The organism is Pseudomonas sp. WS 5021, assembly GCF_012985535.1.
Taxonomy (GTDB): Bacteria; Pseudomonadota; Gammaproteobacteria; order Pseudomonadales; family Pseudomonadaceae; genus Aquipseudomonas.
This window is the reverse complement of sequence record NZ_JAAQWP010000002.1, coordinates 310,220-335,074: the sequence shown is the minus strand read 5'-3', so window position 1 is coordinate 335,074 and position 24,855 is coordinate 310,220. Positions and strand designations below refer to the sequence as shown.

The following is a 24,855-nucleotide window of genomic DNA, read 5'->3' as shown; positions in this document are numbered from 1 at the left end:
CGACGCGATCGCCGCGCAGCGGTGCCCATCAGCCCAATGTCGGCGAATGCTCAAGCAACGTGCGGGTATACGCCGCCTGGGGCTGGTCCAGCACCTGGTCCACCGCGCCCTGCTCCACCACCCGCCCCGTTTTCAGCACCAGCACCCGGTCGGCAATCGCCCGTACCACGCCCAGGTCGTGGGTCACGAACAGCAACGTCAAGCCGTCACGCTGTAGTTGGCGCAGCAGGTCGAGGATCGAGGCTTGTACCGAGACATCCAGCGCCGAGGTGATTTCATCGCAGATCAGCAGGGTCGGCTCACACAGCAGGGCCCGGGCAATGGCCACGCGCTGGCGTTCGCCGCCCGACAGGCTGTGGGGATACAGGTCGGCCACCGAGGCTGCCAGCGAGACACGCTTGAGTACGCCATGCACTCGTTCGCGGGCAGCTTGGCCGTTGATCGCGAAAAAGTGCTGCAGCGGTGCGCTGAGGGTCTGGTACACGGTTTGCCGGGGATTCAAGGCGCGGTACGGGTTCTGGAAGATGTATTGGATCTGGTGGCGCAGCCCCGCGTCCCGTTGTCTCGCCTGGAGGGGCAAGGGGCGCCCGGCATAATGCAGCTCGCCCTCGGCGTTCTCGCCAAGACCGGCGACGGCCCGGGCCAGGCTGGTCTTGCCGGAGCCCGACTCACCCACCAGCGCCAGGCATTCGCCCGGCCGCAGTTGCAACGACACCTCGAACAACACCTGGCGGTCATAGGCGACGTTCAGGCCGGATATCTCCAGCAACGGCGCAGCGGTTTGCCCATGACTGTCGGCAATCGGTGTCAGGGCAATGACCTGCGGCGGTTGGTCATGGGGGTCGAAACAGGCCACCGTGTGGCCCTGCGCAAACGCCTGCAACGCAGGCTCGGCCAGCGCGCAACGTGGGCCAAAACGCGCGCAGCGCGGGCCGAACCCACAGCCCTGGGGGCGTTGCCCAGGCGCTGGGGCGTGGCCGGCGATGGCCTGTAATTCGCGGCGCCCGGCCACATCGGGGATCGCCGCCAACAAGCCTCGGGTATACGGATGGGACGGCAGGCTGAACAGTGCGGCGCGGCTGGCGGATTCGACGATACGCCCGGCATACATGACCATCACCCTGTCCACCAGATCCTTGATCACCGCCAGGTCATGGGACACATACACCGCCGCCACGCCCTGGCTTTTGCACAGCCGGCGCAACGTGGCGAGGATGTGCGCCTGGGTGCTGACGTCCAGGGCCGTGGTCGGCTCATCCAGCACAATCAGGCGCGGGCGCAGGACGAAGGCCAGCGCCAGCATCACCCGCTGTTGCTGACCACCGGACAATTGATGGGGAAAGCGCCGCAGGAACTCATGGTCGCCGGGCAAGCCCACGTCGATCAGGGTCTGGGCAATGCGCTGCTGTTGTGTGGCGCGATCGAGAGGGCGTTGATGGGCGGCCAGGGTTTCGGCCAACAATGTGCCAATGCGCAACGCCGGGTTCAGCGCGGTGGCAGGGTCCTGGGCAACGTAGCCGATCAGGCTGCCACGGGCCTGGCGCAAGGCTTCGCCGTGCAGCTCCAACAAGGCCTGGCCGGCCACCTGCACTTGCCCGCCAACGATGCGTGCGCCGCGCCGGGCATGGGCCAGCAAGGCCGTGGCCAGGGTGGTCTTGCCCGAGCCGGACTCCCCCACCAGGCCCAGAATTTCACCGGCCTGCAGGGTGAAGGACACCCCGGACACCACATCCACCTGGCCCGGCAGTTCCACCCGCAAGTCCTGGACCTGCAACACCCGGGTGTCGATTTCGGTAATGGCGTTCATGGCTGTTTTTCTCCCATCCGCGCACTGCTGCGGCCGATGCCTTCGGCGAGGATATTGGTGCCGTAGGCAAATACGCCGATCAGCAGCGCCGGCGCGAGCACGGCCCAGGGCTGGACCAGCAGCCCGGCCTGGTTTTCGTTGATCATCAGGCCCCAGTCCGCCGTCGGCGGGGCCACGCCATAGCCGAGGAAGCTCAGGCCCGAGAGCATGCCTACACCCCAGGTCAGCATGTTGCCCAAGTGCACCAACAACGGCGTGAGGATGTTCGGCAGGATCTCCTGGAACAGAATGCGCCGTCGGGAATAGCCCATCATCTGCGCCGCCTCGACAAACTCCTGCCCCGCCACGGCCACCGCGCTGGCCCGCGCCAGGCGGATCACCCCAGGGATGAACGCGATCGACACCGTGAGCACAATCAGCCACGGCGCACGCCCGAGCATCGACACGATCAACAGCACCAGGATCAGGTCGGGAAACGCCAGGCAGACGTCTGCCGACCAGGTAATCAACTGATCCAGGCGCCGCCGCGACAGGCCCGCGAGCAAGCCCAGGGTGGTACCGATGGCCAGGGCGATGACCGCCGCGGCCACTGACATCCACAACACCGACAGGCCGCCACTGAGCAAGCGCGACAGCACATCGTGACCAAGAAAGTCGTAGCCCAGCCAGGCCCCGACGGCCGGCGCACCGTACACCGGGCCGACCATGTCCGTCGGGCCGTGCGGTGCCAACAGGGGGCCGACCAGGGCCACGGCCACCACCAGCAGGGTAATCACCAAACCTTTGCGGGCCTGGGGTTCAGCCAGCCAGCGCCAAGTGCCAGGGGTCGTCATGCATCACCTCGGGAGCGCCGCCACCACGGGGTAATGCCCCGGCGGTTGCGCTGGATCATGGTCACACGGCGGGCCGTGCGCAGTTTGGGGGTCAGCAGCACCGTCAACAGGTCGGCCAGCAGATTGATCAGCACCACCGCCAGGGTGATCACCAGCACAATGGCCTGGATCATCGGCAGGTCGCGCATCTGGATCGCCGCATTGAGGGCAGTGCCGATGCCGGGGTAGCTGAAGATCACCTCGGCCAGCACCGCGCCGCCGATCAGCGTGCGCAGGGTCAGGGCCACACCCTGGATCGCCGGCACCAGGGCATTGGGCAAGGTGTGGCACCAGACAATGCGCCACCTGGGAATACCGCGCAGGCGCGCGGCGATCACGTAGTCGGATTCCAGCGCGTCAATCAGCGCCGCGCGCACCATGCGCGTCAGATAAGGCAGCGCCGACAGGCTCAGGGCCAACACCGGCAGGATCAGGAACTTAAGTTGGCGCCATAGCGACAGGTCCGGATCGAGGATCGACACGGCCGGCAGCCAGCCCATATGGGGCATGGAAAACAGCAGCACCAGGCCGATGGCCAGGAGAAACCCCGGCGTGGCCTTGAGGAAAATCAACAGCGACAGGCTCCAGCGGTCCAGGGTGCTGTCCCGGCGCAAAGCCAGGGACACGCCAAGCACCAGGGCTGCCGGCACCACCAGCGCGATCACCCCGGCAAGCAACGCCAGGGTGTAGCCAAACCGCCCCCAGAGGATGCTGGCCACCGGCGCGTTGGAGTCCAGCGACACCCCCAGTTCACCGCTCAAGGCGGCGCCCAGCCAGCGCACGTATTGCCAGAGGATCGGCTGGTCCAGGCCCAGTTGGCGTTGCAGGGTAAGGATACTTTCCAGCGGCGCATCCGGGCCGAGGATCACCCGCGCCGGGTCGGATGGCAGTGCCTGGGTGGCGATAAACACCACCAGGCTGATGACCCAGCCGGTAAGCAGGCCGTAGCCCAGGCGCCCGATAAACCAGGACAGCCAGGCCGGTGTACGTGGGGCGCGGTGTGGGGTGACGCAGGACGACTCAGACATGGTTCAACCACAACTCATCAAAGCGCCAGGAGGCAAAGGTAGTCTGTTCCGGGCCCAGCCCGCCAACCCGTACCGAGGCGGCATCCAGCACATCGTTGAAGCCCCAGATCAGCAGGCCACCGCGCTCGTGCTGGATCTGCTGGGCCTCGTGCACCAGGCCTTTGCGCAGCGCCAGGTCGGGTTGGGCCAGGGCCTGGCGGTACAGGTCGGCGAAACGGGGGTCATGAAAGTTGCTGCGGTTGTAGATCGCCAGGGGCGCGTCGTTGTGCAACGCCGACGCCAGGAAACCCCGGGCCGGGGTCGAGCCGGGCGACACTTGCCATTGTTCCCGCTGCGGGCCGTTGAATACCGCGCCGTCAACCTGGGTCACGCGCACCTCGACCCCGGCCTTTTTTGCCTGCTGGGCGAACACCAGTGCCGCATTGACGCCGGGGCCCGGGGTGCTGGTCAGTTCCACGCGCAGATCGCTTTGCCCGGCCTGGCGCAGCAGTGAACGCGCTTGCTCCAGGTCATACGGGCGCTGGGCCAGCGTGTGGTTGTAGGTCGGGTCGTGGGGCGAATACAGGTCGTTGGCGATTCGCCCAAAGCCGTTGAGGCCACGGTCCACCAGTTCCTGGCGATCGGCCAACAAGCGGAAGGCCTGGCGCACCCGCACATCGTCAAACGGTGGCTTGGCCAGGTTGAGGTTCAAGCCGGTAAACGAGGTACTTGGCGAGACACACAGGCTCAACCGCGCATCGGCCTTGAGCAAGGCGCTGTGTTCAGCCTGCACCCCACTGGCGACGTCAATTTGCCCGGCGCGCAGGGCTGCGACGCGCGACACCTGATCCTTGAATTCAATGATTTCCAGCTCGTCGGCGTATGGCTGGCCGGGCTTGTAGTAGTTTTCAAAGCGGCTGTAGAGCGAGCGCTGGCCAGGAATAAAACGCTTGAGCTTGTAGGGCCCGGCGCCGACCGGGTTGGTCACCGGGTCGTAGTCGGTGGGGACAATGCCGCCAAAGCTGATCAGGGTTTCATCCAGGGGGAAAAAGCTCTGCCCCTGCTTGAAGCGGATTTCGATGGTGCGCTCATCGAGCTTGCGCAAAGCATTGCGGTCAATCGCCCCCACCAGCCCGGCAAACGGTGACGCCAGCTTGGGATCGGTCAGGCGCAGCAGCGAGAACAGCATGTCATCGGCGCCAATGGTCTTGCCGTGATGAAACTCCAGGCCCGGCTTGATGCGGATGGTCCAGGCGCTGGCATCGGCATTGGGCTCGGCGAATTCGGCCAGGGCCAGGCGGGTGCTGACGTCGGTGTTCCATTCCCAGAACTTGCTGTACAGCGCCCAGCCCCGGATGATCCCGCCGCCCACCGGCTTGTGGGCATCGAGGTTACCGGACTGGTCGCCGTCGATAATGCCGATACGCAGGCGTCCGCCACTCACCGGTTTGCTCGACAGCAGCACCGCGCCCTGGCTGGCCGGGCCTGCGTCGCAGCCACCGAGCAGCAAACCGCCGCCCAGCGCCAGGCTGCTGCCGAGGAAGGCTCGGCGGGAAAATCCATCACCCATACTCAGGCCTCATCCAGCTGCACGAGCTTGTGGGTGACGCCCAGACGCGGCACGTCAAAGCCGTGGTCCAGCTCCAGCAGCGGGAACAACAGGTCCGCCACGCGGTGCGCTTCGTCAATCAGCGGGAAACCGGAAAGGATAAAGGCCGAGGTACCCTGGGCCTCGTACTCGCGGATACGCTCGGCAACCTGCTCGGCGCTGCCCACCAGGTAAGTGCCCGCCGCAGGGCCGAGGATATTGAAGCCAAACAGGCTTGGGCCGAGCCATACGTTGGGGTAGATCTCCAGGTCGCGGGCGGTGGGCAGGCGGCCCGCACGAACGGTCTCGAGGTTGCGCTGGGTCTGTGGATCGTCGCTGTGGAACTCATCGAAGCTGACGCCGGCCGGCAACTGGCGTTCGATGGCGTTGCGTGCGGTTTGCAGCGAGGTGCGTTGCAGCAGTTTCTCGGCGTGGGCCCACGCCTCTTCTTCGGTCTCGCGCACGATGATTTGCAGGCGCGTGCCAAAGGTCAGTTCGCGGCCGATTTTTGCGGCTTCGGCGGCCACCTTGCGAAACTTGTCGCCCAGCTTGGGCGGGGTATTGGCAAAACTCAGGTAGACGTCGAGCAACTGCACCGAATGGGCCACGCCGGGCCCGGAAGTACCGGCGCCCCACAAGGGGATCCCGGGTTTCTGGCGCGGCGGATGCCAGCCACCCAAAGGATGATTGGCGGCGCCGGGGGCACGGGGGGCGAGCTTGACGTACTGGCCGTCGAAACCGCTGGTATCGCCGGCGTAGAAACCCTGGAACGCCCGCCAGTATTCGAGGCTGAAGGCATAGCGTTCGTAGTGGGGGTAATGCACGCCGAGGGTGGCCAGGCCGGCGTCGTTGCCGTTGACCACGTTGAACAGCAGGCGGCCGTTGGAGAACTGGTCGAAGGTCAACGCCCACTTGGCCAGGACCGCCGGCGACAGCTCGCCGGGGTGTTGCGCCACCAGAAAACGCAGGCGCTGGGTCGCGTCGATCAGCGAGGCGGCGACCACCAGGCTTTCGTTGGGGCTGGAGCCGAGCAGCGAACCGTAGAAGCCCAGGCGGTCACTGGCGATGGCCAGCTGCTTGAGGTGTTCGAAGTCGGTTTTCCAGCGGCCTTCGGGCTCCCAAGGGTATGGCCCATCGGGGGTGGTGAGGTACCAGAGGATTTTTACAGCCATGGCAAAGCATCCTTGAAAACATTCTATAAAACGCCAGGCAATCGGCGTTCGGCATACCGGCTTCATCGCTGGCAAGCCAGCTCCTACAAAGGTGATGCGACGCCGGCCCACTGTAGGAGCCGGCTTGCCGGCGATAGCGGTAAACCAGCTCCCACAAGGGTCAGGTGCGGCGGTCGATGGCCGGGACCAGGCCCAGGGCCGTGGCTTGCTCATACAGGCCGCTCATTTTCCATTGCTGGGTCAGCACCCCAGGGCCGTAGGCGCGGGAGCCACCCAGGGCGTCGGCGAGCAATTGCAGTTGCGCGCCCTCCTCCAGCAACACAATGAATTCTGCGGTGGCGCGCAGGCCCTGCTTGCCCCACACCGTGGCGCCGCCGTTGGCTTCGAGGATCGCCAGGTTGAAAGGGTTCTCGGCGATTTTGTCGAGGATGAAGTCCACTTCCTGCTGGCGTCGGTCGATGTACACCGGCAGCTCGCGGGCCAGTTGGTAACGCTGCACCGGCACGTAGTGGAACGGCAAGGTGCGGTGGGTCTGGGCCCAGGCGCCGAGGTACGGCGAGTGCACGTGGGACACGGTGGTCACGTCCGGGTGCTGCACGAACAGCTTGGTGTAGCGCCCTGCCCCGCCCTTGCCTTTGCCGTAGATCAGGTTGCCGGCAAAGTCGCTGACCGTGGCCTGTAGCGGCTTGCGGTAGTTCCAGGGCCCACCGTAGTTGACGGACACCAGCAGCTCTTCGCCGGGTACGCGCTCGACAAAGCCGACCGTGCCATTGGCGGTGATGGTGTTGGTTTCGCGGAACACGGTGAAGGCCTCTTCGGCTTCCAGCAGCACCTTGTCGATGAAGTCTTGCAGGGGCTGGCTGATGGGTTGAGCGAGGACAATCGCAGTCATGGGGTTTCTCCAGGTTCAGGCGCGGCGCTTGGCCAACAGTTCATGGGCAGCTTGCAGGGGGCGCGGGTCGACCCAGTCGGCGATGGCGAAATCGCGCTCCAGGAAGCCGTGCAGGTAGAGGAAATCTTTCTGGACGCCGAGAAACTCCAGACGCTGGGCCGACAAATCCGGCGCCAATGTGGTGTGGAAGTCGCCGCGATAGGCCTCGGCCACACCGGCACTGCCGGCGCGGGTTTCTTCTTCGAGGATGGCGTTCAGGGCCTCACGGTTGTTCGCCGCCCAGTCGGCGGCGCCAAGGGTTTGCGCGAGGAAGCGCACCACCAGGTCGAAATGGTTGTCCAGCAGGTCCTGGTGGACCGTGATCGGGCGTGGCGTGCCGTTGTTGATGCGGTAGCGCGGCTCGGCGATCAGGTCCAGGTCAATGCCCACCACCAACCCCAGGCGGCGCGCGGCATCGGCGGCCGATGCGCCCTTGACGTACACCGCATCCACCTCGCCACGCACCAGGTAATCCAGGCCGGACCACAGGCGCTGCAAACCCTGCTGCGGGTCGGGCGCCTGTTGTTGGTCCTGCAACGCCACTTCCACCAGCTGTACATCGTCAAAGCCCAGGCCGGCCAGGCTCAGCGCGCCTTTGTAGCCATGCAGGCTCATGGCCCGGGCGATGCTGCCGGGACGGTTGTCGCCCCAGGCCGGCAGCGCCAGGCGCTTGCCTTTGAGGTCTGCGGGGCGGCTGATGCCGGAGTCCGGGCGGACCAGGATGGTTTGCCACTCTTCAATCCAGGTCAGGCCGATCAGCCGGCTTGGTGCACCACCCGCGCGGGCGGCCAATGCCGGGACGTTGCCGCCTTCGCGAAACAGTCCCGGCAGGTCGTGATCGTAATGGTGACGGCCCAGTTGACGAGCCTCCTGCAATGTGGCGACCGGCAGGCCGTCGGCGGCGAATTCCTCGCTCAACCAACCCAGCTTGTAGGCGATCCCGGAAGCGGTCGGCACCGGGCAACGGGTGAACCAGATCTGCTCCAGGGTGGGCGTGGGCAAGACAGCGCAAAGGGTCATAGGCAGCTCCATTGAATTGGGCAAGGCAGTTGCCGGGAGCTATTGCAGAGGCCGTGCCAAATGGCCAAAGCCCCGCTGCGCAAGGGCTTGGCGCAAACGTCAGGCAGAGGGCTGCTGGCCTGCCAACAGCACTGCTGCTGACCCAGCAGCCGGCGTGACGCGGTTGCTGCTCCAGCAACACCCCGCCCGCCGCAAGCCCGCATTTAGGCGTTGGCGCAGAACTTGCTCAAGCCCCTTCAACACCGCACTCCCCTGTAGGAGCCGGCTTGCCGGCGATGGCGTCCTTGATAACGCCATCGCCGGCAAGCCGGCTCCTACAGGGGGCGGGATCTAGCATAAGGATGAGTAGCAATGACCACGTTTGAACAGGCACCCACGCGCCAACTGCACAGCGAGGCTGAGGCCATCGCCGTCGCCCGGGAGATCGCCCTGGAGATCGCCCGGATCGCCGCCGACCCCCAGCAAAACGGCCAACTGCCTTGGCGCCAGGCCCAGCTGTTGTCCGAAAGCGGCCTGACCGCCATCGGCGTGCCCAAGGCCTTTGGCGGGCTGGGTGCCTCGGTGCAGACCATCGTCGAAACCGTACGCCTGGTCTCGGTGGCCGATGGCGGCGTCGGCCAGTTGCTGCAAATCCATAACGTGATGCTGCGCGGGATTTTCAGCGGCTACAGCGACGCCGTGCGCGATCGACTGATTGCCGATGTACTGGCCGGCAAACGTTTCGGCAACGCCCTGGCGGAAGTGGGCGGGAAAAACAAGTTCGCCCTCAAGACCCGCGTCGAACGCCGCGCCGACGGCAAGCTGGTGCTCAATGGCAGCAAGTTCTACTCCACCGGTTCCTACCTCGCCGAGTGGATCTCGCTGACCGCAGCCAGTGACGATGGCGGCGCCAGCGTGCTGCTCAACCGCAATACCCCGGGCCTGACCCTGCTCGATGACTGGGAGGCCTTCGGCCAAAAAAATTCGGTCAGTGGTACCGTGCGCTTTGACGCTATCGAACTGGACGAAGCCTTCGTCTCGCAACGCAAGGGCCCGATGAAACGCACCGGGCTGACCTTCCCGCAGATCCTCCACGCCGCCATCGACACCGGGATTGCGGCCGGCGCGCTGGGCGCCGCCGTCGATTACCTCAAGCACAACGCCCGGCCATGGGTGGAAAGCGGCGTGGACCACGCCAATGAAGAACCGCACATCATCAAGCAGGTCGGCGAGTACGCCGTGGCCTTGCGCGCGGCCGAGTCACTGTTGCGCGACGCCGCGCGGGTGTTCGACCAGCATGAACTAGACCCGGAAAACAAAGAGCTGCAAGACGAGTTGATCCTGTCGGTGGCCACTGCGCGGGCGCATTCGGACGCTGCTTCGCTGAAGATCTCCAGTGATATTTTCTCGCTGCTGGGCGCCAGCTCGTCCCTGAGCAAATGGAACCTGGACCGCTTCTGGCGCAATGCCCGGGTGCACACCACCCATGACCCGATCCGCTGGCGCTTGCACCACGTGGGCAACTACTACCTCAACGGCGTGGACCCGGGCGAATACACCGCGATCCTCAATGCCAAGCAGACCCAGGGCGCTACCACCCGCTAACCCCCTCCCTGGCAGGAGCCGGCTTGCCGGCGATGGCGCCCTTGAAACCGGCGCATGGCTTGCGGGCCCGATCGCTGGCAAGCCAGCTCCTACAGGGTTTTGATTGAGCTTTTCATGAGCGAAAAACATCCTCTTTTACGCAGCCTGGCGATCTACCGGGAGATGCCCTGGCGCTTCTGCCTGGTGGCCGCGCTGTATGTGGCGATCAACCTCGGGCTGGTCTGGCAGCAGTGGCTGATCGGCCATGCGGTCAACGATGTCAGCGCCGGGCACGCGGTGGTACGCCAGGCGGATGGCAGCCTCGACGCCAGCCTTGGCTGGTACTGGCTGGGGTTGATGCTGGCCGTGGCGCTGGGGCGCGGGGTGTTGCAATACGCGGCCAGCGTGCTGTCCCTGGTGCTCAGCCAGGAGCTGCTGACGCGCCTGCGTGAGCGCATTCTCGACCAGGTGCAGAACCTGCACCTGGGCTATCACTGGCAACACGGCATGGGCGAGATGATCACCCGTACCACCCGCGATGCCGACAAGGTGCGCGATGCGCTGATCAGCTTTTGGCGCCAGGTGGTAGAAACACCGCTGGTGGTGCTGGCCACGGTGGGCTTGTTGAGCTGGTATCACCCGCTGCTGGGCCTGGTGCCGTTGCTGTTGACCGTCACCGGCCTGTGGATTTTCGTGCGCCAGACCGAGCGCCTGGTGAGCCTGGATCGCGCCGTGGGCGCGGCCTACGACCGGGTCAACCAGGACCTGAGCGAAGGCATCGGTGGGGTGCGGGTGATCAAGTCATTTGCCCTGGAGCAGCAGCGCATCAACGGCTTCTCCAGCCAGGTGGCGGTGTTTGCCAGCCTCGCACGCCAGGCCCTGGCCTATTCCAGCTCGCGCATCCCCCTGCCCCAGGCGGTGGTCGCGTTCGGCCATGTGTGGATCCTGGTGTACGGCGCCCATCTGGTGGCGGCCGGGCAGTTGAACATCGGTGAACTGGTGACCTCACTGCTGATCGCCACCACCCTGGTGTTTCGTATCGAGGGCATTGGCCGGGTGATGCAAACCTTCGCCGACGCCCGGGCCAGTGCCGAACGCATCTGGCAGTTGCTCGACGCGCCGCTGGCAATTGGCGACGGCAGCGCGAGCCTGCCCGCCAGCCCCCTGGGCTTGCGCCTGGAGCACGTCAGCGTCAGCGCGCCGGGGGGTGGCCGCGACATTTTGCAGGATTGCTCGCTGACCTTGCAGCCTGGGGAAATCGTCGCCCTGGTGGGCGCCACCGGTACCGGCAAGAGCCTGCTGGCCAGCCTGTTGCCGCGCCTGACCGACGTCAGTGCCGGGCGCGTGCTGCTGGGTTCGGCGCAGGACGGTTGGCAGGATATCCGCAGCCTGAACCTCGCACAGTTGCGTCGCCGCGTGCATGTGGTGCCCCAGGAGAGTTTCCTGTTTGCCGGCAGCCTGGCGGCCAACCTGCGCCTGAGCGCACCCAGCGCCACCGATGAACAACTGCACGCGGCGCTGCGCATGGCAGCAGCCGATGACGTCTTGCAGCGCTTGCCCCAGGGCCTGGAAACACCCCTGGGCGATCGCGGCGTCACCTTGTCGGGCGGTCAGCGTCAACGCCTGTGCCTGGCGCGGGCGCTGCTCGGTGCGCCAGACATTCTGTGCCTGGACGACGCCACCAGCGCCCTCGATGCAATCAGCGAGCGCCTGGTGCTGCACAACCTGCGGCAACTGCGCGGCACCACGGTGCTGGTGATCTCCAGCAAGCTCTCGACCATCCTCCTGGCCGACCGGGTGCTGATGCTCGAAGGCGGCAAGATCGCCGCCGAGGGACCCCATGCCCAGCTGCAACACACCAACGCGCACTACCGCGACCTGCTAGGGATCGACCATGGCTAATCCAATCGCCGGCAAAGCCTTGAGCGATATCGAAATCGAAGAAATGCTTGCCAAAAAGGCCCTGGACCGCAGCATGTTCAAGCGCCTGCTGCCGTTGCTGCAGCCGATCCGCCGGCAGATCCTGGCAGTGATCGGCATTGAAGTGCTGCTGGTGTTCACCGTGTTCCTGCGCCCCTGGTTTGTGCGTGAACTGCTGGACCGCGGCCTGGTACAACAAGCCGAGCACTGGTTGCTGGATGAGCGCCTGGTGCTGTGGCTGGGCCTCGGGTTGGCCGCCAGTTGGCTGCTGCGTTTCCTGTTGGCCGGGGTGTCGCAGTTCGTCGCCGGGGGCGCGGCGATTGGGGTGCTCAACGCCCTGCGCGTGCGGGTGTTTGCCCATGTCCAGGGCTTGAGTGTCAGCTACTTCGACCAGACCCGGGCCGGGCGCATCATTTCCCGGGTCGATCGCGATGTGGATGCCCTCGAACCGCTGCTGATCCAGGGCCCGCCGGAACTGCTCGGGGCCCTGCTGCGGTGTGGGCTGGCCTCGGTGATGCTGTGGCGCATCGACCCGCGCTTCTTCCTCAGCCTGGTGGCGACGGTACCGCTGCTGGTGTTGGCGACCTGGAGCTTCAAGCGGATATCCCAGCGCAACTGGGCCAGGGTCGCGGAAAACCGCAGCCGCTTTACCGCACACCTGGTGGAAAGCGTCAGCGGCGTACGCCTGTTGCAACAGTGCGCCCAGCAAGGGCCGAACCTGCGGCGCTATCGTGGCCTGCTGGATGACTTCAACCACGCCTTGATTCGCGGCAGCTTGCGCTCCAGCTGGTTTGCTCCGTTTACCGCGCTGCTCAGCTCGGCGGGGATTGCCGTGCTGTTGCTGGTGGGCGCCTATGGCCTGGCGGCGGGTGATGTGACCGTGGGCCAGGTCGCGGAGAGCCTGTTTTATGTGTTCTTGTTCCTCGGGCCGTTGCAGGAGCTGTCCGACCTGTTCGAGCGCTACGCCACGGGGTCGGCCAGTGCCCAGCGGATTTTCCTGCTGCTCGATACCCGGGCGCAGATCACCGACTGCGCCGCGCCTGCCACCTTGGCGCGGGCGCGGGGTGAAGTGCACTTCCAGGGGGTGGGGTTCAGCTATACGCCGGGGGCGCAGGCACCGGTGATCAACAATCTCGACCTGCACATCCCCGCCGGCCAAGTGCTGGCGATTGTCGGCCCTTCCGGGCATGGCAAAAGTACCTTGGTGCAACTGCTGACGCGCTTCTACGAGGTACAGACGGGGGCGGTGCTGCTTGACGGCATCGATGTGCGCGAACTGGCGCAACACACCCTGCGGCGCAACGTCGGGGTGGTGCTGCAGGACAACGTGTTGTTCAGCGGCAGCATCCTCGACAACCTGCGCCTGGCGGCACCGGACGCCGATGACAGCCGACTGATCGCCGCAGCCCGCGAACTGGGCGCCGACGAAGTGCTGGAGCGACTGCCCCATCAATATCACACCGAAGTCGGCCCACTGGGTGCACACCTGAGTCACGGCCAGCGGCAACTGGTGTGCCTGGTACGCGCGTACCTGGCGGATCCTGCGGTGCTGGTGCTGGACGAGGCGACGTCGGCGGTGGATATCCATACCGAGCGGCGCATCCAGCGGGCCTTGCGACGGTTGTGCGAGGGGCGCACGGCAATCATCATCGCCCACCGCCTGGCGACGATTCGGGATGCGGATCGCATTGCGGTGGTACGGCATGGACAGGTGGTGGAGCTTGGGCCGCATCGGCAGCTGATTGAACAAGGGGGGGCGTATGCGGCGTTGTACCAGTCGTATCTGCGAGGCGCGCAAGGGGTGGTTTCCGTGGCGGAAACGGTGATATAGGCGCGGGCAAGCCAGCTCCTACAGGGGGCTCTCACTTGGGCAGAGAATTTGGCCACAGCACAAATCACATGTGGGAGCTGGCTTGCCGGCGATGGCGGTGGGTCAGGCTGCCTGTTCTTCGGCTGATGTATTGCTATCGCGGGCAAGCCCGCTCCTACAGGGGACGCTGGCTTGGGTAGAGAATTTGGCCACACTGCAAATCACATGTGGGAGCTGGCTTGCCGGCGATGGCGGTGAGTCAGGCAGTATGTTCTTCGGCTGATGTATTGCTATCGCGGGCAAGCCCACAGGTAAGCGGCGCGGCAGTTTCGATAAATGTGCGCCCTTAATGCATCACCACAATCCCCATCACCAACACCACCGGCCAGGCCAACATCGCGGCCCGCCACCCCGGGGGCGCATGCCGCAGTTCCATAAACCCATCGGTAATCATCCAGGCCTTGGCCACTGCTGCCAACACCACTATCCACCACAGCCCCGCAGCGCCCGACATGACCGTGCCTACGCTCAGCAGCACCAACGCGCCCCAGCAGGCCAGCAGCCTCACAACACGTACACCAGGGGAAACAACACCACCCATACCAGATCCACCATGTGCCAATAGAGCACCCCTGACTCGAACCCCGACTGGCGCCCCGGTCCATAAGCCCCACGCCAGCAGTGCCACGCCAGCCATACCAGGATCGCCATCCCCAACAGGACATGCAGGAAGTGAAACCCGGTCAGAATCCAGTACAGGGTAAAGAACGTGCTGTGCTCCAGTCCCAGTCCGGCAGCGGCCAGGTGCCCGTACTCGCCGAGCTTGATCCACACATACACCACCGCCACCGACAGCCCCAACAGCAGTAACCCACTTGCCCGCCGAGGCTGGCCGGCAAGCCGTTGTTGCTGCGCCAACGCCGCCAGCAGGCCGGCTGTCAGCAGGCTCAAGGTCATAGCCAGGCCGGTGGAGGTATCCAGCTGTGCGCGGCCTTCGGCAAAGGCTTGAGGCTGGAGCATCTGGGCCGCCGCAAAGGCGAGGATCAGCAGCGCAAACACCGAGAGTTCGGCGAGGATGAAGAACCACATCGCCAGGTCGCCCGGCAGGCGCCGTTCAACTGAAGTGAACATCAACCACGTCCATCAGGGCCGCAACGGTTTGCGGATCATCGCTCAGCGCTTCAGCCAGGCACGCCATGCACGCTTCACGCGGGTGCATGCCAGCGGCGATCAGGCGCGCGGTGAAGATCAGCAGGCGCGTCGACGCCACCTCTTCCAGATCATGCTGGTCCAGCCGGCGCAAGGCCTGCCCCAGGCGTACCACCTGGGCCGCCAGCGCGCTGTCTACCTGGGCTTCGCGGGCGACGATGCGTTCTTCTTCCAGGGGCGACGGATAGCCAAAACGCATCGCGACGAAGCGCTGGCGGGTGCTGGGTTTCATGCCCTTGAGCAGGTTCTGGTAACCGGGGTTGTAAGACACCACCAGCATGAACGACGGCGGCGCCTTGAGGACTTCGCCCGTGCGTTCCAGGAACAGCTCGCGACGGTCATCGGCCACCGGGTGCAGGACCACGGCGGTGTCCTGGCGCGCCTCGACCACTTCGTCCAGGTAGCAGATACCCCCTTCACGCACCGCGCGGGTTAGCGGGCCATCCTGCCACCAGGTGCCCTGGGCGCCGATCAGGTGACGGCCGATCAGGTCGGCGGCGCTGAGGTCGTCGTGGCAGGCCACGGTGTACAGCGGCAGTTGCAGACGATGAGCCATATGCTGGACGAAGCGGGTCTTGCCGCAGCCGGTGGGGCCCTTGATCAACACTGGCATGCGGTGGCGCCAGGCGTGTTCGAACAACTCATGCTCGTTGTTGACGGCTTGGTAGAAGGGTTCGGTCATGGTGCACCTTGCATGGGCAACGGGTTTGACGGCCACGCTACGGGGCCCTGCGACAACCTGGCAAGCCGTACTCAAGGCAAACTTGATCGCCGTCAAGCGGTCATTCACCCGCCTCGACATAGTCTCTGCTGGCACTAAGAACCTGCGTTCTACCCGGATCGCAAAGGTCTTGCCTGAGGAGAGATGGAATGCTGACTCGCAACAAAACACCCTTCGTACTGACGCTGGCCAGGCTCAGCTGCGCGCTGGCCCTGGCCCTCTCAACGCAGGCCTTCGCGGCTGCACCTGCACCGGCGACGGCCATGGTCAAGAGCCCCGGCGCACCCGACTTGAGCCAAGCCGAGTTCGATGCCTCGAAGCAGATCTACTTCGAGCGCTGCGCCGGCTGCCACGGTGTGTTGCGCAAGGGCGCCACCGGCAAGCCGCTGACCCCGGACATCACCCAGGCCCGGGGCCAGGCGTATCTGGAAGCCTTGATCACCTACGGCTCCCCCGCCGGCATGCCGAACTGGGGCACCTCCAATGCGCTGACCAAGGCGCAGATCACCAGCATGGCAACCTTCATCCAGCACACCGCGCCGACGCCGCCGGAATGGGGCATGGCCGAAACCCTCAAGACCTGGAAGGTACTGGTCAAGCCCCAAGACCGCCCGAAGAAGCAGCTCAACACGCTGAACCTGGAAAACCTGTTCTCCGTCACCCTGCGTGACGACGGCAAAATCGCCCTGATCGACGGCGACAGCAAAAAAATCGTCAAACTCATCGACACCGGCTACGCCGTGCATATCTCGCGGATCTCTGCTTCGGGCCGCTACCTGCTGGTGATCGGCCGTGACGCCAAGATCGACATGATCGACCTGTGGCCCGCCGAGCCGACCAAGGTCGCCGAGATCAAGGTGGGCATCGAGGCCCGCTCGGTGGAGACCTCCAAGTTCAAGGGCTATGAAGACAAGTACGCGATTGCCGGTTCCTACTGGCCGCCGCAGTTCACCATCATGGACGGCGAGACCCTGGAGCCCAAGCAAATCGTCTCGACCCGTGGCATGACCGTGGACAAACAGGAGTACCACCCGGAACCGCGTGTGGCGGCGATCATCGCCTCCCACGAATGGCCGGAGTTCATCGTCAACGTCAAGGAAACCGGCAAGGTGATGCTGGTCAACTACCAGGACATCAAGAACCTCACCATCACCACCATCGACGCCGCGCCTTTCTTGCATGACGGCGGTTGGGACAGCACCCACCGCTACTTCATGACGGCCGCGAACAACTCCAACAAGGTCGCGGTGATCGACTCCAAGGAGCGCAAGCTCACCGCCCTGGTGGATGTGGGCAAGACCCCGCACCCCGGTCGTGGCGCCAACTTTGTGCACCCGCAATATGGTCCGGTATGGGCCACCAGCCACTTGGGTGACGGTGGGGTTTCGGTGATCGGCACCGACCCGGTCAAGCATCCGCAGTACGCCTGGAAGCAGGTGACCTCGCTCAATGGCCAGGGCGGTGGCTCGCTGTTTATCAAGACCCACCCCAACTCGCGGCACCTGTACGTCGACACCACCCTCAACCCCGACACCAAGCTCAGCCAGTCGGTGGCCGTGTTCAATATCGACAAGCTCGACGCCGGCTACACCGTGCTGCCGATTGCCCAATGGTCGGGCATCAAGCAAGGCGCCCTGCGCGTGGTGCAGCCGGAATACAACAAGGCGGGCGATGAAGTGTGGTTCTCGGTGTGGAACGGCCAGGAAGAGGAGTCGGCGCTGGTGGTGGTCGATGACAAGACCCTCAAGCTCAAGAACGTGATCAAGGACAAGCGCCTGATTACCCCGACCGGCAAGTTCAATGTCTACAACACCCAATTCGACATTTATTGAGCTTCATCAACAAGAGGCAACCCAATGAAAAATATCCTGCTTGCACTCGCGGCCCTGGGCGCGGCGTTGAGCCTGTCCACGGCCGTTGCCGAGGATGGTGCGGCGCTGTTCAAGAGCAAACCCTGCGCTGCCTGCCACACCATCGACAGCAAGATGGTGGGGCCGGCGCTCAAGGAAGTCGCGGCAAAAAATGCCGGCGTCAAGGACGCTGACAAAACCTTGGCCAGCCACATCAAGAACGGTACCCAGGGTAACTGGGGACCGATTCCGATGCCGGCCAACCCCGTCACCGACGCCGAAGCCCTGACCCTCGCCCAATGGGTGTTGAGCCTGAAATAAGCACAAGGAGCACGCCATGCAAGTCTCGATAATCGGTTCGGCCATGGCGTTGCTTTTCCTCATTCCCGCGCCGGTGCACGGAGCACCGGTGCCTGCGCGCCAGGTCCAGCTGGAACACCTGCTGACCCAGGACTGCGGGGCCTGTCACGGTCTGCACCTGACCGGTGGCCTGGGCCCGGCCCTGACGCCCCAAGCCCTGGCCGGGCAGACCCGCGATGCCCTGATTGCCACCGTGACCTATGGCCGCCCTGCCCTGGCGATGCCTGGCTGGGCGCCGTTGCTCAATGCCGGCGAAATTGCCTGGCTGGTGGATCGCCTCCTGCAAGGAACCCCTGCGCCATGATCCGTCCCCTGTTTGTGTGCATTGCCGGCCTGTTGCTCACGGCCTGTGTCCAGCCACCGCTACGCGGCACCGGCGACCTGGGCCTGGTGGTAGAGCGTGCCAGCGGCAGCCTGCTGATTATCGACAGCAGCCACCAGGCGCGCCTGGCCCGGGTCGAGGGGCTGGGGGATTTGTCCCACGCCTCGGCGGTGTTCTCCCGGGACCAGCGCTACGCCTACCTCTTTGGCCGGGACGGCGGGTTGACCAAGGTCGACCTGCTGACCCAGCGCATCGACCAACGCCTGATCCAGGGCGGCAACAGCATCGGCGGCGCGATCAGCCAGGATGGGCGCCTGATTGCGGTCTCCAACTACCAACCGGGCGGGGTCAAGGTGTTCGACGCGGTGACCCTGCAACAGGTGGCCGATATCCCGGCCACGCCCGTCGCCGACGGCAAACGCTCGCGGGTGGTGGGCCTGGTGGATGCGCCAGGGCAGCGCTTTGTGTTCAGCCTGTTTGACACCGACGAGATCTGGAGCGCCGATTTCAGCCAGGGCAACACCCCGGCCATCACCCGCTTCAGCGGTATTGGCCGCCAGCCCTATGACGCGCTGATCACTGCCGATGGCCGTTACTACATGGCCGGTTTGTTTGGCGAGGACGGCATGGCCCAGCTCGACCTGTGGCACCCCGAACTGGGGGTCAAGCGCGTGCTGGCCGATTACGGTCGCGGCCAGGAAAAACTGCCGGTGTACAAGATGCCGCATCTGGAAGGCTGGGCCGTGGCCGACAACCAGGCGTTCGTGCCCGCCGTGGGCCGGCACCAGGTGCTGGTGATGGACGCACGCACCTGGCAACAGACCGCCGCCATCGCCGTGGCCGGCCAGCCGATTTTTGTCACCGCACGGCCCGATGGGCGCCAGTTGTGGGTCAACTTCGCCTACCCCGACAACGATCGGGTGCAGGTACTCGACAGTGAAACCCACCAGGTGGTCGCGGACCTGCGCCCCGGCCCCGGTGTGCTGCACATGGAATTCACCGGGCGCGGTGAGCAGCTGTGGTTGTCGGTTCGCGACGGCCAGCAGGTGCAGGTCTGGGATCCTTATCGTTTGACCTTGCTCAAGACCCTGCCGGCCGACAGCCCCAGCGGCATCTTCTTCAGCAGCCGCGCGCAAAAAATGGGGTACTGAGATGGAACTGGATGAACTGACCGCACGCCTGATCGACCGCTATCAACACGGCATGCCGCTGTGTGCCGAGCCTTACCTGGAAATGGCGCAAACCCTGGGTTGCAGCGAGCGCGAGCTGATGGCCTGCCTGCAACGCCTGGAACTGGCGGGCGCGCTGTCGCGGGTCGGGCCGGTGTTCGATCACAGCCGTGCCGGCGCCAGTACCCTCGCCGCCCTGGCTGTGCCCGCCGAGCGCCTGGAGCAAGTGGCGGCGCGCATCAGCCGCTACCCCGAGGTCAATCACAACTACGCCCGCGAACATCACTACAACCTGTGGTTTGTGCTGACCGGGCCTAATCGCCGCCATCTGGAACAGATCCTGGAAGAGCTGGAAAAGGACACCGGCCTGATCCCCCTGGACCTGCCCATGCTTACCTCCTACCGCATCGACCTGGGTTTCGCCCTGGGAGTCCACCCGTGATCGCGCCGCTGAACCATGAACAATTGCTTGACCTGCGCCAGTGCCTGGAGCGCGGGCTGCCGCGCGTGTCGCGGCCCTATGAAGACCTCGCCGAGCAGATCGGAGCCCATCACCTGCAAGTGCTCAAGCAGATGCAGCAATGGCAGGAACAGGGTCTGTTCCGCCGCGTCGGCCTGGTGCTCAACCACCGCGCCCTGGGCTATGTGGCCAATGCGATGCTGGTGCTGGATGTGCCCGATGCACTGATCGATGAAGTCGGCCAGCGCCTGGGCCGCGCGCCGGGCATCACCCTGTGCTACCAGCGGCCACGGCGCTTGCCGCACTGGCGCTACAACCTGTTCTGCATGGTGCACGGGCGTGAACGCGCAGCGGTACAGGCGCAGATCGAGGCGCTGCTGCAACAGCATCTGCTCAGCGACCTGCCCCACCACCTGCTGTTCAGCACGCGCATGTTCAAGCAATGCGGCGGGCGTTTTGCGCCGCCGCCGTCACAGGTATGGGCCCATGGATGAACTCGACCGGCAACTGATCAATCGCCTGCAACGGGGCCTGCCGCTGGTGCGTGATCCATGGCAGGCAGTGGCTGATGAGCTACGCAGCACGCCCGACGCGTTGCTCGACCGCCTGCACCTGCTGCTCGAAGACGGCGTGCTGACACGCTTCGGGCCGATGTTCGACATCGAGCGCCTGGGGGGCGCGTTCACCCTGGCCGCCCTTGCGGTGCCCGAATCACGTTTTGAAGAGGTCGCGGCGCAACTCAACGACCTGCCGCAAGTGGCCCACAACTACCGGCGCGAGCATCCCTGGAACATGTGGTTTGTGCTGGCCTGCGCAACCTGCGACGACCTCGACCAGACCCTGGCGCATATCCACACCCTGACCGGGCTTGAGGTGCTTAACCTGCCCAAGGAGCAAACCTACCATGTCGGCCTGTATTTCCCGGTTTGACGAGAACCTGGCCCAGCGCCTGATCCATTTGACCGAAGCCGGCCTGCCGCTGGTGGAAGACCCCTGGACCTGGCTCGCCGAGCAACTGGGTATCAGCGTCGAATCGACCCTGGACCTGCTCAAGCGCCTGCAAGGGGAAGGCGCCATCCGCCGGATCGCCGCCGTGCCGAACCACTATCGCCTGGGCTACCGCCACAACGGCATGACCGTGTGGGATGTGTGCGACGAACAGATGCCGCGCCTGGGCGAACTGATCGGCGCCCAGCCCTTTGTCAGCCACTGCTACCGCCGCCCCCGGCGCGCGGACTGGCCGTACAACCTGTTCGCCATGGTGCATGGGCGCAGCCGTGAAGAAATCGACAGTTACCGCGAACACCTGCGCTTCCTGCTGGGCGATGCCAGCCGGGCGGACGAGATGCTGGTGAGCAGTCGCATCCTGAAAAAAACCGGCTTGCGCCTGAGCTCTCCCCTCGCTCCTGCACGTGCGCGCTGAAGAAGGAACATCTTATGCTTAGGATCAGTCATTACCTGCGCACCCTGGCCGGCCAATGCCCACCACCGCGCAGCGCCAAACCGGGCAGCCAGCGCGCGCCGGTGGTGATCTGGAACCTGCTGCGCCGTTGCAACCTGACCTGCAAGCACTGCTATGCCACCAGCGCCGACAGCGTGTTCCGCGATGAACTGGACACCGAGGCCGCACTGAAGGTGATCGATGACCTGCACGAGGCCGGGGTCAAGGTGTTGATTCTCTCGGGCGGCGAACCCCTGCTGCGCGAGGACCTGTTCCAACTCAGCGCCTATGCCCGTGCCAAGGGCTTTTTTGTTGCGCTGTCGAGCAATGGCACGCTGATCGATGAAGGCAACATCCAGCAGATCGCCGCCGCACGCTTTGACTATGTGGGCATCAGCATCGATGGCTTGAAGGCCACCCACGATGCATTCCGCCAGTGCGAGGGTAGTTTCGAGCGCTCGATGCACGCCATCAACCTGTGCCGCCAGGCGGGTATCCGCGTCGGCCTGCGCACGACCCTGACCCAGGAAAACCACGCGCAGCTCCCGCAATTGCTGGCCTTGATGCGTGAATACGATGTGCAGAAGTTTTACCTCTCGCACCTCAACTACAGTGGGCGCGGCAAACGCAGCCGGCAACTGGACGCGCACCAGCAGATGAGCCGCGAGGCCATGCTGATGATTTTCCAGCAGGCCTGGGACGACATCCAGAATGGCGTGGCCAGTGATTTTGTCAGCGGCAACAACGACGCCGACGCCGTGTTGCTGCTGCAATGGGTGCACCAGCACCTGCCGGAACACTACCCGCAACTTGAACACCTGCTGCATGCCTGGGGCGGCAATGCCTCGGGCAGCGGCATTGCCAATATCGACAACACCGGCGAAGTGCACCCGGACACTTACTGGTGGCAATACTCGGTGGGCAATGTGCGCCACACCTCGTTCCGCGAGATCTGGCTGGAGCGCCCCGACCCGTTGCTGCTGCGCCTGCGCCAATACCCACGCCAGATCGGTGGCCGTTGTACCGAGTGCCGCTGGCTGGGGATCTGCAACGGCAACACGCGCACCCGCGCCTGGGCCGACGGCGACCTCTGGGGCCCGGACCCCGGTTGCTACCTCAGCGATGCAGAGATCGCCCGTACACCGCCCACCTTGATTCCTTGCTCGGCACGCTGAACCCCCGGCCGGCCACCTGGTGACACAACCGGGGGCCGCCAACCTGATGATGAACCAAGGAAGTCTCATGCACTCATCCCACGCATTACCCTCCGTGCTGCACAGCCCCTTCCACCCCGGCGAAGTCGCCCTGGTCGGCGCCGGCCCCGGTGACCCGCGCCTGCTCACCCTGCGCGCCTGGAGCCTGCTGATGCAGGCCGATGCGGTGGTGTTCGATCGCCTGATCAGTGCCGATCTGCTGGCCCTGATCCCACTGACCTGCGCCCGGCATTACGTGGGCAAGGCCAGCGGTTATCACAGCCTGCCCCAGGCGCAGATCAACGAACTGCTGGCCGAACTGGCCCAGCAGGGGCAGCGGGTGGTGCGGCTCAAGGGCGGCGACCCGTTCGTGTTTGGCCGCGGTGCCGAAGAGCTGGAGTACCTGCTGGCGCAAGGTGTGTCGTGCCAGGTGGTGCCCGGCATCACGGCGGCATCCGGTTGCAGCGCCTATGCGGGCATCCCGCTGACCCATCGTGACCTGGTCAACTCGTGCCGCTTCGTCACCGGGCATTTGCAGCGCGACGGCGAATTGAAGCTGCCCTGGGACAGCCTCGCCGACGGCAGCCAGACCCTGGTGTTCTACATGGGCCTGTCGAACCTGGCGATGATCGCCGAGCGCCTGATCGGTGCCGGCCTGCCCGCCGACACGCCAGCGGCGCTGATCTGCAACGGCGCCCGCGCCGACCAGCAGGTGCATCGCGGCACCCTGCGCCTGCTGCCAGCCCTGGCGCTGATGTGCGAGCCCGGCGTGCCGACCTTGACGGTGATCGGGCAGGTGGTCGACCTGTTTGCCGACGCCGCCCTGCACTACCCCGCCAGCCTTGTGCCCGGCCACTTCGCGGCGTCCAGGGTGGCGGTATGAAACGCCTGTGGCTGGTGCCGCTGCTCTGGGCCAGCGCCGCCCACGGCGCACCGGATGCCGCCGCCGATTACCAGCAGCATTGCCAAAGCTGCCATGGCCTCAACCGGGTCGGCAGCAGCGGCCCGGCGTTGTTGCCCGAGAGCCTGGGGCGAATCAAGCCGGCCGAGATGCGCCAGGTGATCGAACACGGCCGCCCGGCCAGCCAGATGGCGGCATTCGCGCCGCTGCTGACGGCGCAACAGATCGACGCCCTGGTGAGTTTTCTGCAACAGCCGCCGGCCACCCCCGCGACCTGGAACGAACAGGATATCCGTAGCAGCCATCGCCAATTGGCCGACCTCAGCCAACTGCCGAGCACCCCGCAACACCACGCCGACCCGCTGAACCTGTTTGTGGTGGTGGAGTCCGGCGACCATCACATCGATATTCTCGACGGTGATCGCTTTGAAGTGCTCGACCGCTTTGCCTCGCACTTTGCCGTACATGGCGGGCCAAAGTTTTCTCCGGACGGGCGTTTTGTGTACTTTGCTTCGCGCGACGGCTGGATCAGCCTGTATGACCTGCACAACCTCAAGCTGATCGCCGAGGTCCGCGCCGGGCTCAATACCCGCAACCTCGCGGTGAGCAAGGACGGGCGCTGGGTGCTGGTGGGCAATTACCTGCCGGGCAACCTGGTGGTGCTGGATGCGCGCGATCTGTCGCTGGTCAAGACCTTACCGACAAACTCGCGGGTCAGCGCGGTGTACACCGCTCCTCCGCGCAACAGCTTTATCGTCGCCCTCAAGGATGTGAATGAGGTTTGGGAGTTGTCCTATGCGGCGCCCAGCCCGAGCTTCGAACCCCGGCGCATCCAGGCCCAGGATGTGCTCGATGATTTTTCCTTTTCACCTGACTATCGCCAACTGCTCGCCACCTCGCGCAAGGCCGGCGGCGGGCAAGTGATCGACCTCGATTCCGGGCAGGTGGTCACCGACATTGCGCTGGCCGGCATGCCGCACCTAGGCTCGGGGACTTACTGGCAGCGCAACGGGCAGTGGGTGTTTGCCACGCCGAATATCAGCAAGGGGCAGATCTCGGTGCTGGACCTCAAGACCTGGAAGCTGATCAAACAGATCCCCACCCTCGGGCCGGGGTTCTTTATGCGCAGCCACAGCAACTCGCGCTATGTGTGGAGTGATGTGTTTTTTGCGCCCGGCAATGATTCGATCCACTTGATCGACAAGCAGACCCTGGAAATCGCCCACACCTTGCGGCCCATGCCGGGCAAGACGGCGGCGCACGTGGAGTTCACCCGGGATGGGCGTTACCTGCTGTTGAGCATCTGGGATCGCGAGGGTGCGTTGATCGTGTATGACAGCCAGACGCTGCAGGAGGTCAAGCGGATTCCCATGAACAAGCCTTCGGGCAAGTACAACGTGGGGAACAAGATCGAGTTTGCTGAGGGGACTTCACATTGATATGGGGGTGGGTGACTGGCGATAGCGGTGTACCCGCCAAGAGGGATGGTGAGTGGGCTGCAGCTATCGCGGGCAAGCCCGCTCCCACAGGGGATCTGTG

General features: G+C 65.0%; 24 protein-coding genes. 14 read left to right on the top strand and 10 right to left on the bottom strand.

Annotated features, from left to right (window positions below; all coding sequences use genetic code 11):
• Positions 1 to 28 precede the first annotated feature (28 nt).
• From HBO19_RS07880 to HBO19_RS07850, 7 genes are all read right to left on the bottom strand, one after another.
• The gene (locus HBO19_RS07880) at positions 29 to 1,807 is read right to left on the bottom strand and encodes an ABC transporter ATP-binding protein (RefSeq protein ID WP_170057225.1); all 1,779 of its coding nucleotides are present in this window, start codon (positions 1,805 to 1,807) and stop codon (positions 29 to 31) included.
• Positions 1,804 to 2,640 carry an ABC transporter permease gene (locus tag HBO19_RS07875; RefSeq protein ID WP_170057224.1) on the bottom strand — a complete coding sequence of 279 codons (837 nt, stop codon included), beginning with the start codon at positions 2,638 to 2,640 and terminating at the stop codon, positions 1,804 to 1,806. The genes HBO19_RS07880 and HBO19_RS07875 overlap by 4 nt, the downstream gene beginning before the upstream one ends.
• Positions 2,637 to 3,707, bottom strand: coding sequence for an ABC transporter permease (locus HBO19_RS07870; protein ID WP_170041272.1), 1,071 nt, complete (start codon positions 3,705 to 3,707; stop codon positions 2,637 to 2,639). The genes HBO19_RS07875 and HBO19_RS07870 overlap by 4 nt, the downstream gene beginning before the upstream one ends.
• Positions 3,700 to 5,256 carry an ABC transporter substrate-binding protein gene (locus HBO19_RS07865; RefSeq protein WP_170057223.1) on the bottom strand — a complete coding sequence of 519 codons (1,557 nt, stop codon included), beginning with the start codon at positions 5,254 to 5,256 and terminating at the stop codon, positions 3,700 to 3,702. The genes HBO19_RS07870 and HBO19_RS07865 overlap by 8 nt, the downstream gene beginning before the upstream one ends.
• Before the next feature lie 2 nt (positions 5,257 to 5,258).
• A complete protein-coding gene (locus HBO19_RS07860) occupies positions 5,259 to 6,446 on the bottom strand; it encodes an LLM class flavin-dependent oxidoreductase (protein ID WP_170057222.1) in 1,188 nt (395 codons plus the stop codon).
• 160 nt (positions 6,447 to 6,606) lie between these two features.
• Complete coding sequence (locus HBO19_RS07855) at positions 6,607 to 7,338, bottom strand: class II aldolase/adducin family protein (RefSeq protein ID WP_170057221.1); 732 nt, start codon at positions 7,336 to 7,338, stop codon at positions 6,607 to 6,609.
• Positions 7,339 to 7,353: 15 nt separating this feature from the next.
• Positions 7,354 to 8,397 carry an ABC transporter substrate-binding protein gene (locus HBO19_RS07850; protein ID WP_169953135.1) on the bottom strand — a complete coding sequence of 348 codons (1,044 nt, stop codon included), beginning with the start codon at positions 8,395 to 8,397 and terminating at the stop codon, positions 7,354 to 7,356.
• Positions 8,398 to 8,748: 351 nt separating this feature from the next.
• On the opposite strand from HBO19_RS07850, the gene HBO19_RS07845 reads away from it, so the two are divergent.
• The 3 genes from HBO19_RS07845 to HBO19_RS07835 all read left to right on the top strand — a co-directional run bounded on the left by HBO19_RS07845 (position 8,749) and on the right by HBO19_RS07835 (position 13,711).
• Entirely contained in the window at positions 8,749 to 9,981 is a 1,233-nt protein-coding gene (locus HBO19_RS07845; protein WP_169953132.1) for an acyl-CoA dehydrogenase family protein, read from the top strand.
• Between the two features lie 114 nt (positions 9,982 to 10,095).
• Complete coding sequence (locus tag HBO19_RS07840; RefSeq protein ID WP_169953129.1) at positions 10,096 to 11,862, top strand: ABC transporter ATP-binding protein; 1,767 nt, start codon at positions 10,096 to 10,098, stop codon at positions 11,860 to 11,862.
• Positions 11,855 to 13,711 carry an ABC transporter ATP-binding protein gene (locus HBO19_RS07835; RefSeq protein ID WP_170057220.1) on the top strand — a complete coding sequence of 619 codons (1,857 nt, stop codon included), beginning with the start codon at positions 11,855 to 11,857 and terminating at the stop codon, positions 13,709 to 13,711. The genes HBO19_RS07840 and HBO19_RS07835 overlap by 8 nt, the downstream gene beginning before the upstream one ends.
• A gap of 325 nt (positions 13,712 to 14,036) precedes the next feature.
• On the opposite strand, the gene HBO19_RS07830 is transcribed toward HBO19_RS07835, so the two are convergent.
• From HBO19_RS07830 to HBO19_RS07820, 3 genes are read right to left on the bottom strand one after another with little or no spacing between them, the layout of a single operon-like run.
• Positions 14,037 to 14,291, bottom strand: a complete 255-nt coding sequence (locus HBO19_RS07830) for a cytochrome C oxidase subunit IV family protein (RefSeq protein WP_169953125.1) — start codon at positions 14,289 to 14,291, stop codon at positions 14,037 to 14,039.
• Complete coding sequence (locus HBO19_RS07825) at positions 14,255 to 14,821, bottom strand: cytochrome c oxidase subunit 3 (protein ID WP_170057219.1); 567 nt, start codon at positions 14,819 to 14,821, stop codon at positions 14,255 to 14,257. Before HBO19_RS07825 ends, HBO19_RS07830 begins: the two co-directional genes overlap by 37 nt.
• Entirely contained in the window at positions 14,805 to 15,581 is a 777-nt protein-coding gene (locus tag HBO19_RS07820; RefSeq protein ID WP_169953120.1) for a CbbQ/NirQ/NorQ/GpvN family protein, read from the bottom strand. Before HBO19_RS07820 ends, HBO19_RS07825 begins: the two co-directional genes overlap by 17 nt.
• Before the next feature lie 302 nt (positions 15,582 to 15,883).
• On the opposite strand from HBO19_RS07820, the gene nirS reads away from it, so the two are divergent.
• The 11 genes from nirS to HBO19_RS07765 all read left to right on the top strand — a co-directional run bounded on the left by nirS (position 15,884) and on the right by HBO19_RS07765 (position 24,755).
• Positions 15,884 to 17,452: a nitrite reductase gene (gene nirS / locus HBO19_RS07815; RefSeq protein ID WP_262376912.1), complete on the top strand. Its 1,569-nt coding sequence runs from the start codon at positions 15,884 to 15,886 to the stop codon at positions 17,450 to 17,452.
• A gap of 24 nt (positions 17,453 to 17,476) precedes the next feature.
• Positions 17,477 to 17,791, top strand: coding sequence for a c-type cytochrome (locus HBO19_RS07810; protein WP_169953116.1), 315 nt, complete (start codon positions 17,477 to 17,479; stop codon positions 17,789 to 17,791).
• A gap of 16 nt (positions 17,792 to 17,807) precedes the next feature.
• Complete coding sequence (locus HBO19_RS07805; protein ID WP_170057218.1) at positions 17,808 to 18,134, top strand: cytochrome c; 327 nt, start codon at positions 17,808 to 17,810, stop codon at positions 18,132 to 18,134.
• Positions 18,131 to 19,303 (top strand): cytochrome D1 domain-containing protein, encoded by a 1,173-nt coding sequence (locus HBO19_RS07800; protein ID WP_170041266.1) that lies wholly within the window; start codon positions 18,131 to 18,133, stop codon positions 19,301 to 19,303. The genes HBO19_RS07805 and HBO19_RS07800 overlap by 4 nt, the downstream gene beginning before the upstream one ends.
• Position 19,304: 1 nt before the next feature.
• Positions 19,305 to 19,763 (top strand): Lrp/AsnC family transcriptional regulator, encoded by a 459-nt coding sequence (locus tag HBO19_RS07795; RefSeq protein WP_169864180.1) that lies wholly within the window; start codon positions 19,305 to 19,307, stop codon positions 19,761 to 19,763.
• Complete coding sequence (locus tag HBO19_RS07790; protein ID WP_169953109.1) at positions 19,760 to 20,275, top strand: AsnC family protein; 516 nt, start codon at positions 19,760 to 19,762, stop codon at positions 20,273 to 20,275. Before HBO19_RS07795 ends, HBO19_RS07790 begins: the two co-directional genes overlap by 4 nt.
• Complete coding sequence (locus tag HBO19_RS07785) at positions 20,268 to 20,711, top strand: Lrp/AsnC family transcriptional regulator (RefSeq protein WP_169953107.1); 444 nt, start codon at positions 20,268 to 20,270, stop codon at positions 20,709 to 20,711. Before HBO19_RS07790 ends, HBO19_RS07785 begins: the two co-directional genes overlap by 8 nt.
• Positions 20,686 to 21,204: an Lrp/AsnC family transcriptional regulator gene (locus HBO19_RS07780; protein WP_169953105.1), complete on the top strand. Its 519-nt coding sequence runs from the start codon at positions 20,686 to 20,688 to the stop codon at positions 21,202 to 21,204. The genes HBO19_RS07785 and HBO19_RS07780 overlap by 26 nt, the downstream gene beginning before the upstream one ends.
• 14 nt (positions 21,205 to 21,218) lie before the next feature.
• Entirely contained in the window at positions 21,219 to 22,397 is a 1,179-nt protein-coding gene (gene nirJ, locus HBO19_RS07775) for a heme d1 biosynthesis radical SAM protein NirJ (protein WP_169953103.1), read from the top strand.
• A 67-nt stretch (positions 22,398 to 22,464) separates the two neighbouring features.
• The gene (cobA, locus tag HBO19_RS07770) at positions 22,465 to 23,298 is read left to right on the top strand and encodes a uroporphyrinogen-III C-methyltransferase (protein ID WP_170057217.1); all 834 of its coding nucleotides are present in this window, start codon (positions 22,465 to 22,467) and stop codon (positions 23,296 to 23,298) included.
• Entirely contained in the window at positions 23,295 to 24,755 is a 1,461-nt protein-coding gene (locus tag HBO19_RS07765; protein ID WP_170057216.1) for a cytochrome D1 domain-containing protein, read from the top strand. The genes cobA and HBO19_RS07765 overlap by 4 nt, the downstream gene beginning before the upstream one ends.
• Positions 24,756 to 24,855: the final 100 nt, after the last annotated feature.

Excerpts from the sequence above, each read along its gene's own strand:
- HBO19_RS07880 (WP_170057225.1), bottom strand. The coding sequence starts at position 1,807 with ATGAACGCCATTACCGAAATCGACACCCGGGTGTTGCAGGTCCAGGAC.
- HBO19_RS07875 (WP_170057224.1), bottom strand. The coding sequence starts at position 2,640 with ATGACGACCCCTGGCACTTGGCGCTGGCTGGCTGAACCCCAGGCCCGC.
- HBO19_RS07870 (WP_170041272.1), bottom strand. The coding sequence starts at position 3,707 with ATGTCTGAGTCGTCCTGCGTCACCCCACACCGCGCCCCACGTACACCG.
- HBO19_RS07865 (WP_170057223.1), bottom strand. The coding sequence starts at position 5,256 with ATGGGTGATGGATTTTCCCGCCGAGCCTTCCTCGGCAGCAGCCTGGCG.
- HBO19_RS07860 (WP_170057222.1), bottom strand. The coding sequence starts at position 6,446 with ATGGCTGTAAAAATCCTCTGGTACCTCACCACCCCCGATGGGCCATAC.
- HBO19_RS07855 (WP_170057221.1), bottom strand. The coding sequence starts at position 7,338 with ATGACTGCGATTGTCCTCGCTCAACCCATCAGCCAGCCCCTGCAAGAC.
- HBO19_RS07850 (WP_169953135.1), bottom strand. The coding sequence starts at position 8,397 with ATGACCCTTTGCGCTGTCTTGCCCACGCCCACCCTGGAGCAGATCTGG.
- HBO19_RS07845 (WP_169953132.1), top strand. The coding sequence starts at position 8,749 with ATGACCACGTTTGAACAGGCACCCACGCGCCAACTGCACAGCGAGGCT.
- HBO19_RS07840 (WP_169953129.1), top strand. The coding sequence starts at position 10,096 with ATGAGCGAAAAACATCCTCTTTTACGCAGCCTGGCGATCTACCGGGAG.
- HBO19_RS07835 (WP_170057220.1), top strand. The coding sequence starts at position 11,855 with ATGGCTAATCCAATCGCCGGCAAAGCCTTGAGCGATATCGAAATCGAA.
- HBO19_RS07830 (WP_169953125.1), bottom strand. The coding sequence starts at position 14,291 with ATGGGTGGTGTTGTTTCCCCTGGTGTACGTGTTGTGAGGCTGCTGGCC.
- HBO19_RS07825 (WP_170057219.1), bottom strand. The coding sequence starts at position 14,821 with ATGTTCACTTCAGTTGAACGGCGCCTGCCGGGCGACCTGGCGATGTGG.
- HBO19_RS07820 (WP_169953120.1), bottom strand. The coding sequence starts at position 15,581 with ATGACCGAACCCTTCTACCAAGCCGTCAACAACGAGCATGAGTTGTTC.
- nirS (WP_262376912.1), top strand. The coding sequence starts at position 15,884 with ATGGTCAAGAGCCCCGGCGCACCCGACTTGAGCCAAGCCGAGTTCGAT.
- HBO19_RS07810 (WP_169953116.1), top strand. The coding sequence starts at position 17,477 with ATGAAAAATATCCTGCTTGCACTCGCGGCCCTGGGCGCGGCGTTGAGC.
- HBO19_RS07805 (WP_170057218.1), top strand. The coding sequence starts at position 17,808 with ATGCAAGTCTCGATAATCGGTTCGGCCATGGCGTTGCTTTTCCTCATT.
- HBO19_RS07800 (WP_170041266.1), top strand. The coding sequence starts at position 18,131 with ATGATCCGTCCCCTGTTTGTGTGCATTGCCGGCCTGTTGCTCACGGCC.
- HBO19_RS07795 (WP_169864180.1), top strand. The coding sequence starts at position 19,305 with ATGGAACTGGATGAACTGACCGCACGCCTGATCGACCGCTATCAACAC.
- HBO19_RS07785 (WP_169953107.1), top strand. The coding sequence starts at position 20,268 with ATGGATGAACTCGACCGGCAACTGATCAATCGCCTGCAACGGGGCCTG.
- HBO19_RS07780 (WP_169953105.1), top strand. The coding sequence starts at position 20,686 with ATGTCGGCCTGTATTTCCCGGTTTGACGAGAACCTGGCCCAGCGCCTG.
- nirJ (WP_169953103.1), top strand. The coding sequence starts at position 21,219 with ATGCTTAGGATCAGTCATTACCTGCGCACCCTGGCCGGCCAATGCCCA.
- cobA (WP_170057217.1), top strand. The coding sequence starts at position 22,465 with ATGCACTCATCCCACGCATTACCCTCCGTGCTGCACAGCCCCTTCCAC.
- HBO19_RS07765 (WP_170057216.1), top strand. The coding sequence starts at position 23,295 with ATGAAACGCCTGTGGCTGGTGCCGCTGCTCTGGGCCAGCGCCGCCCAC.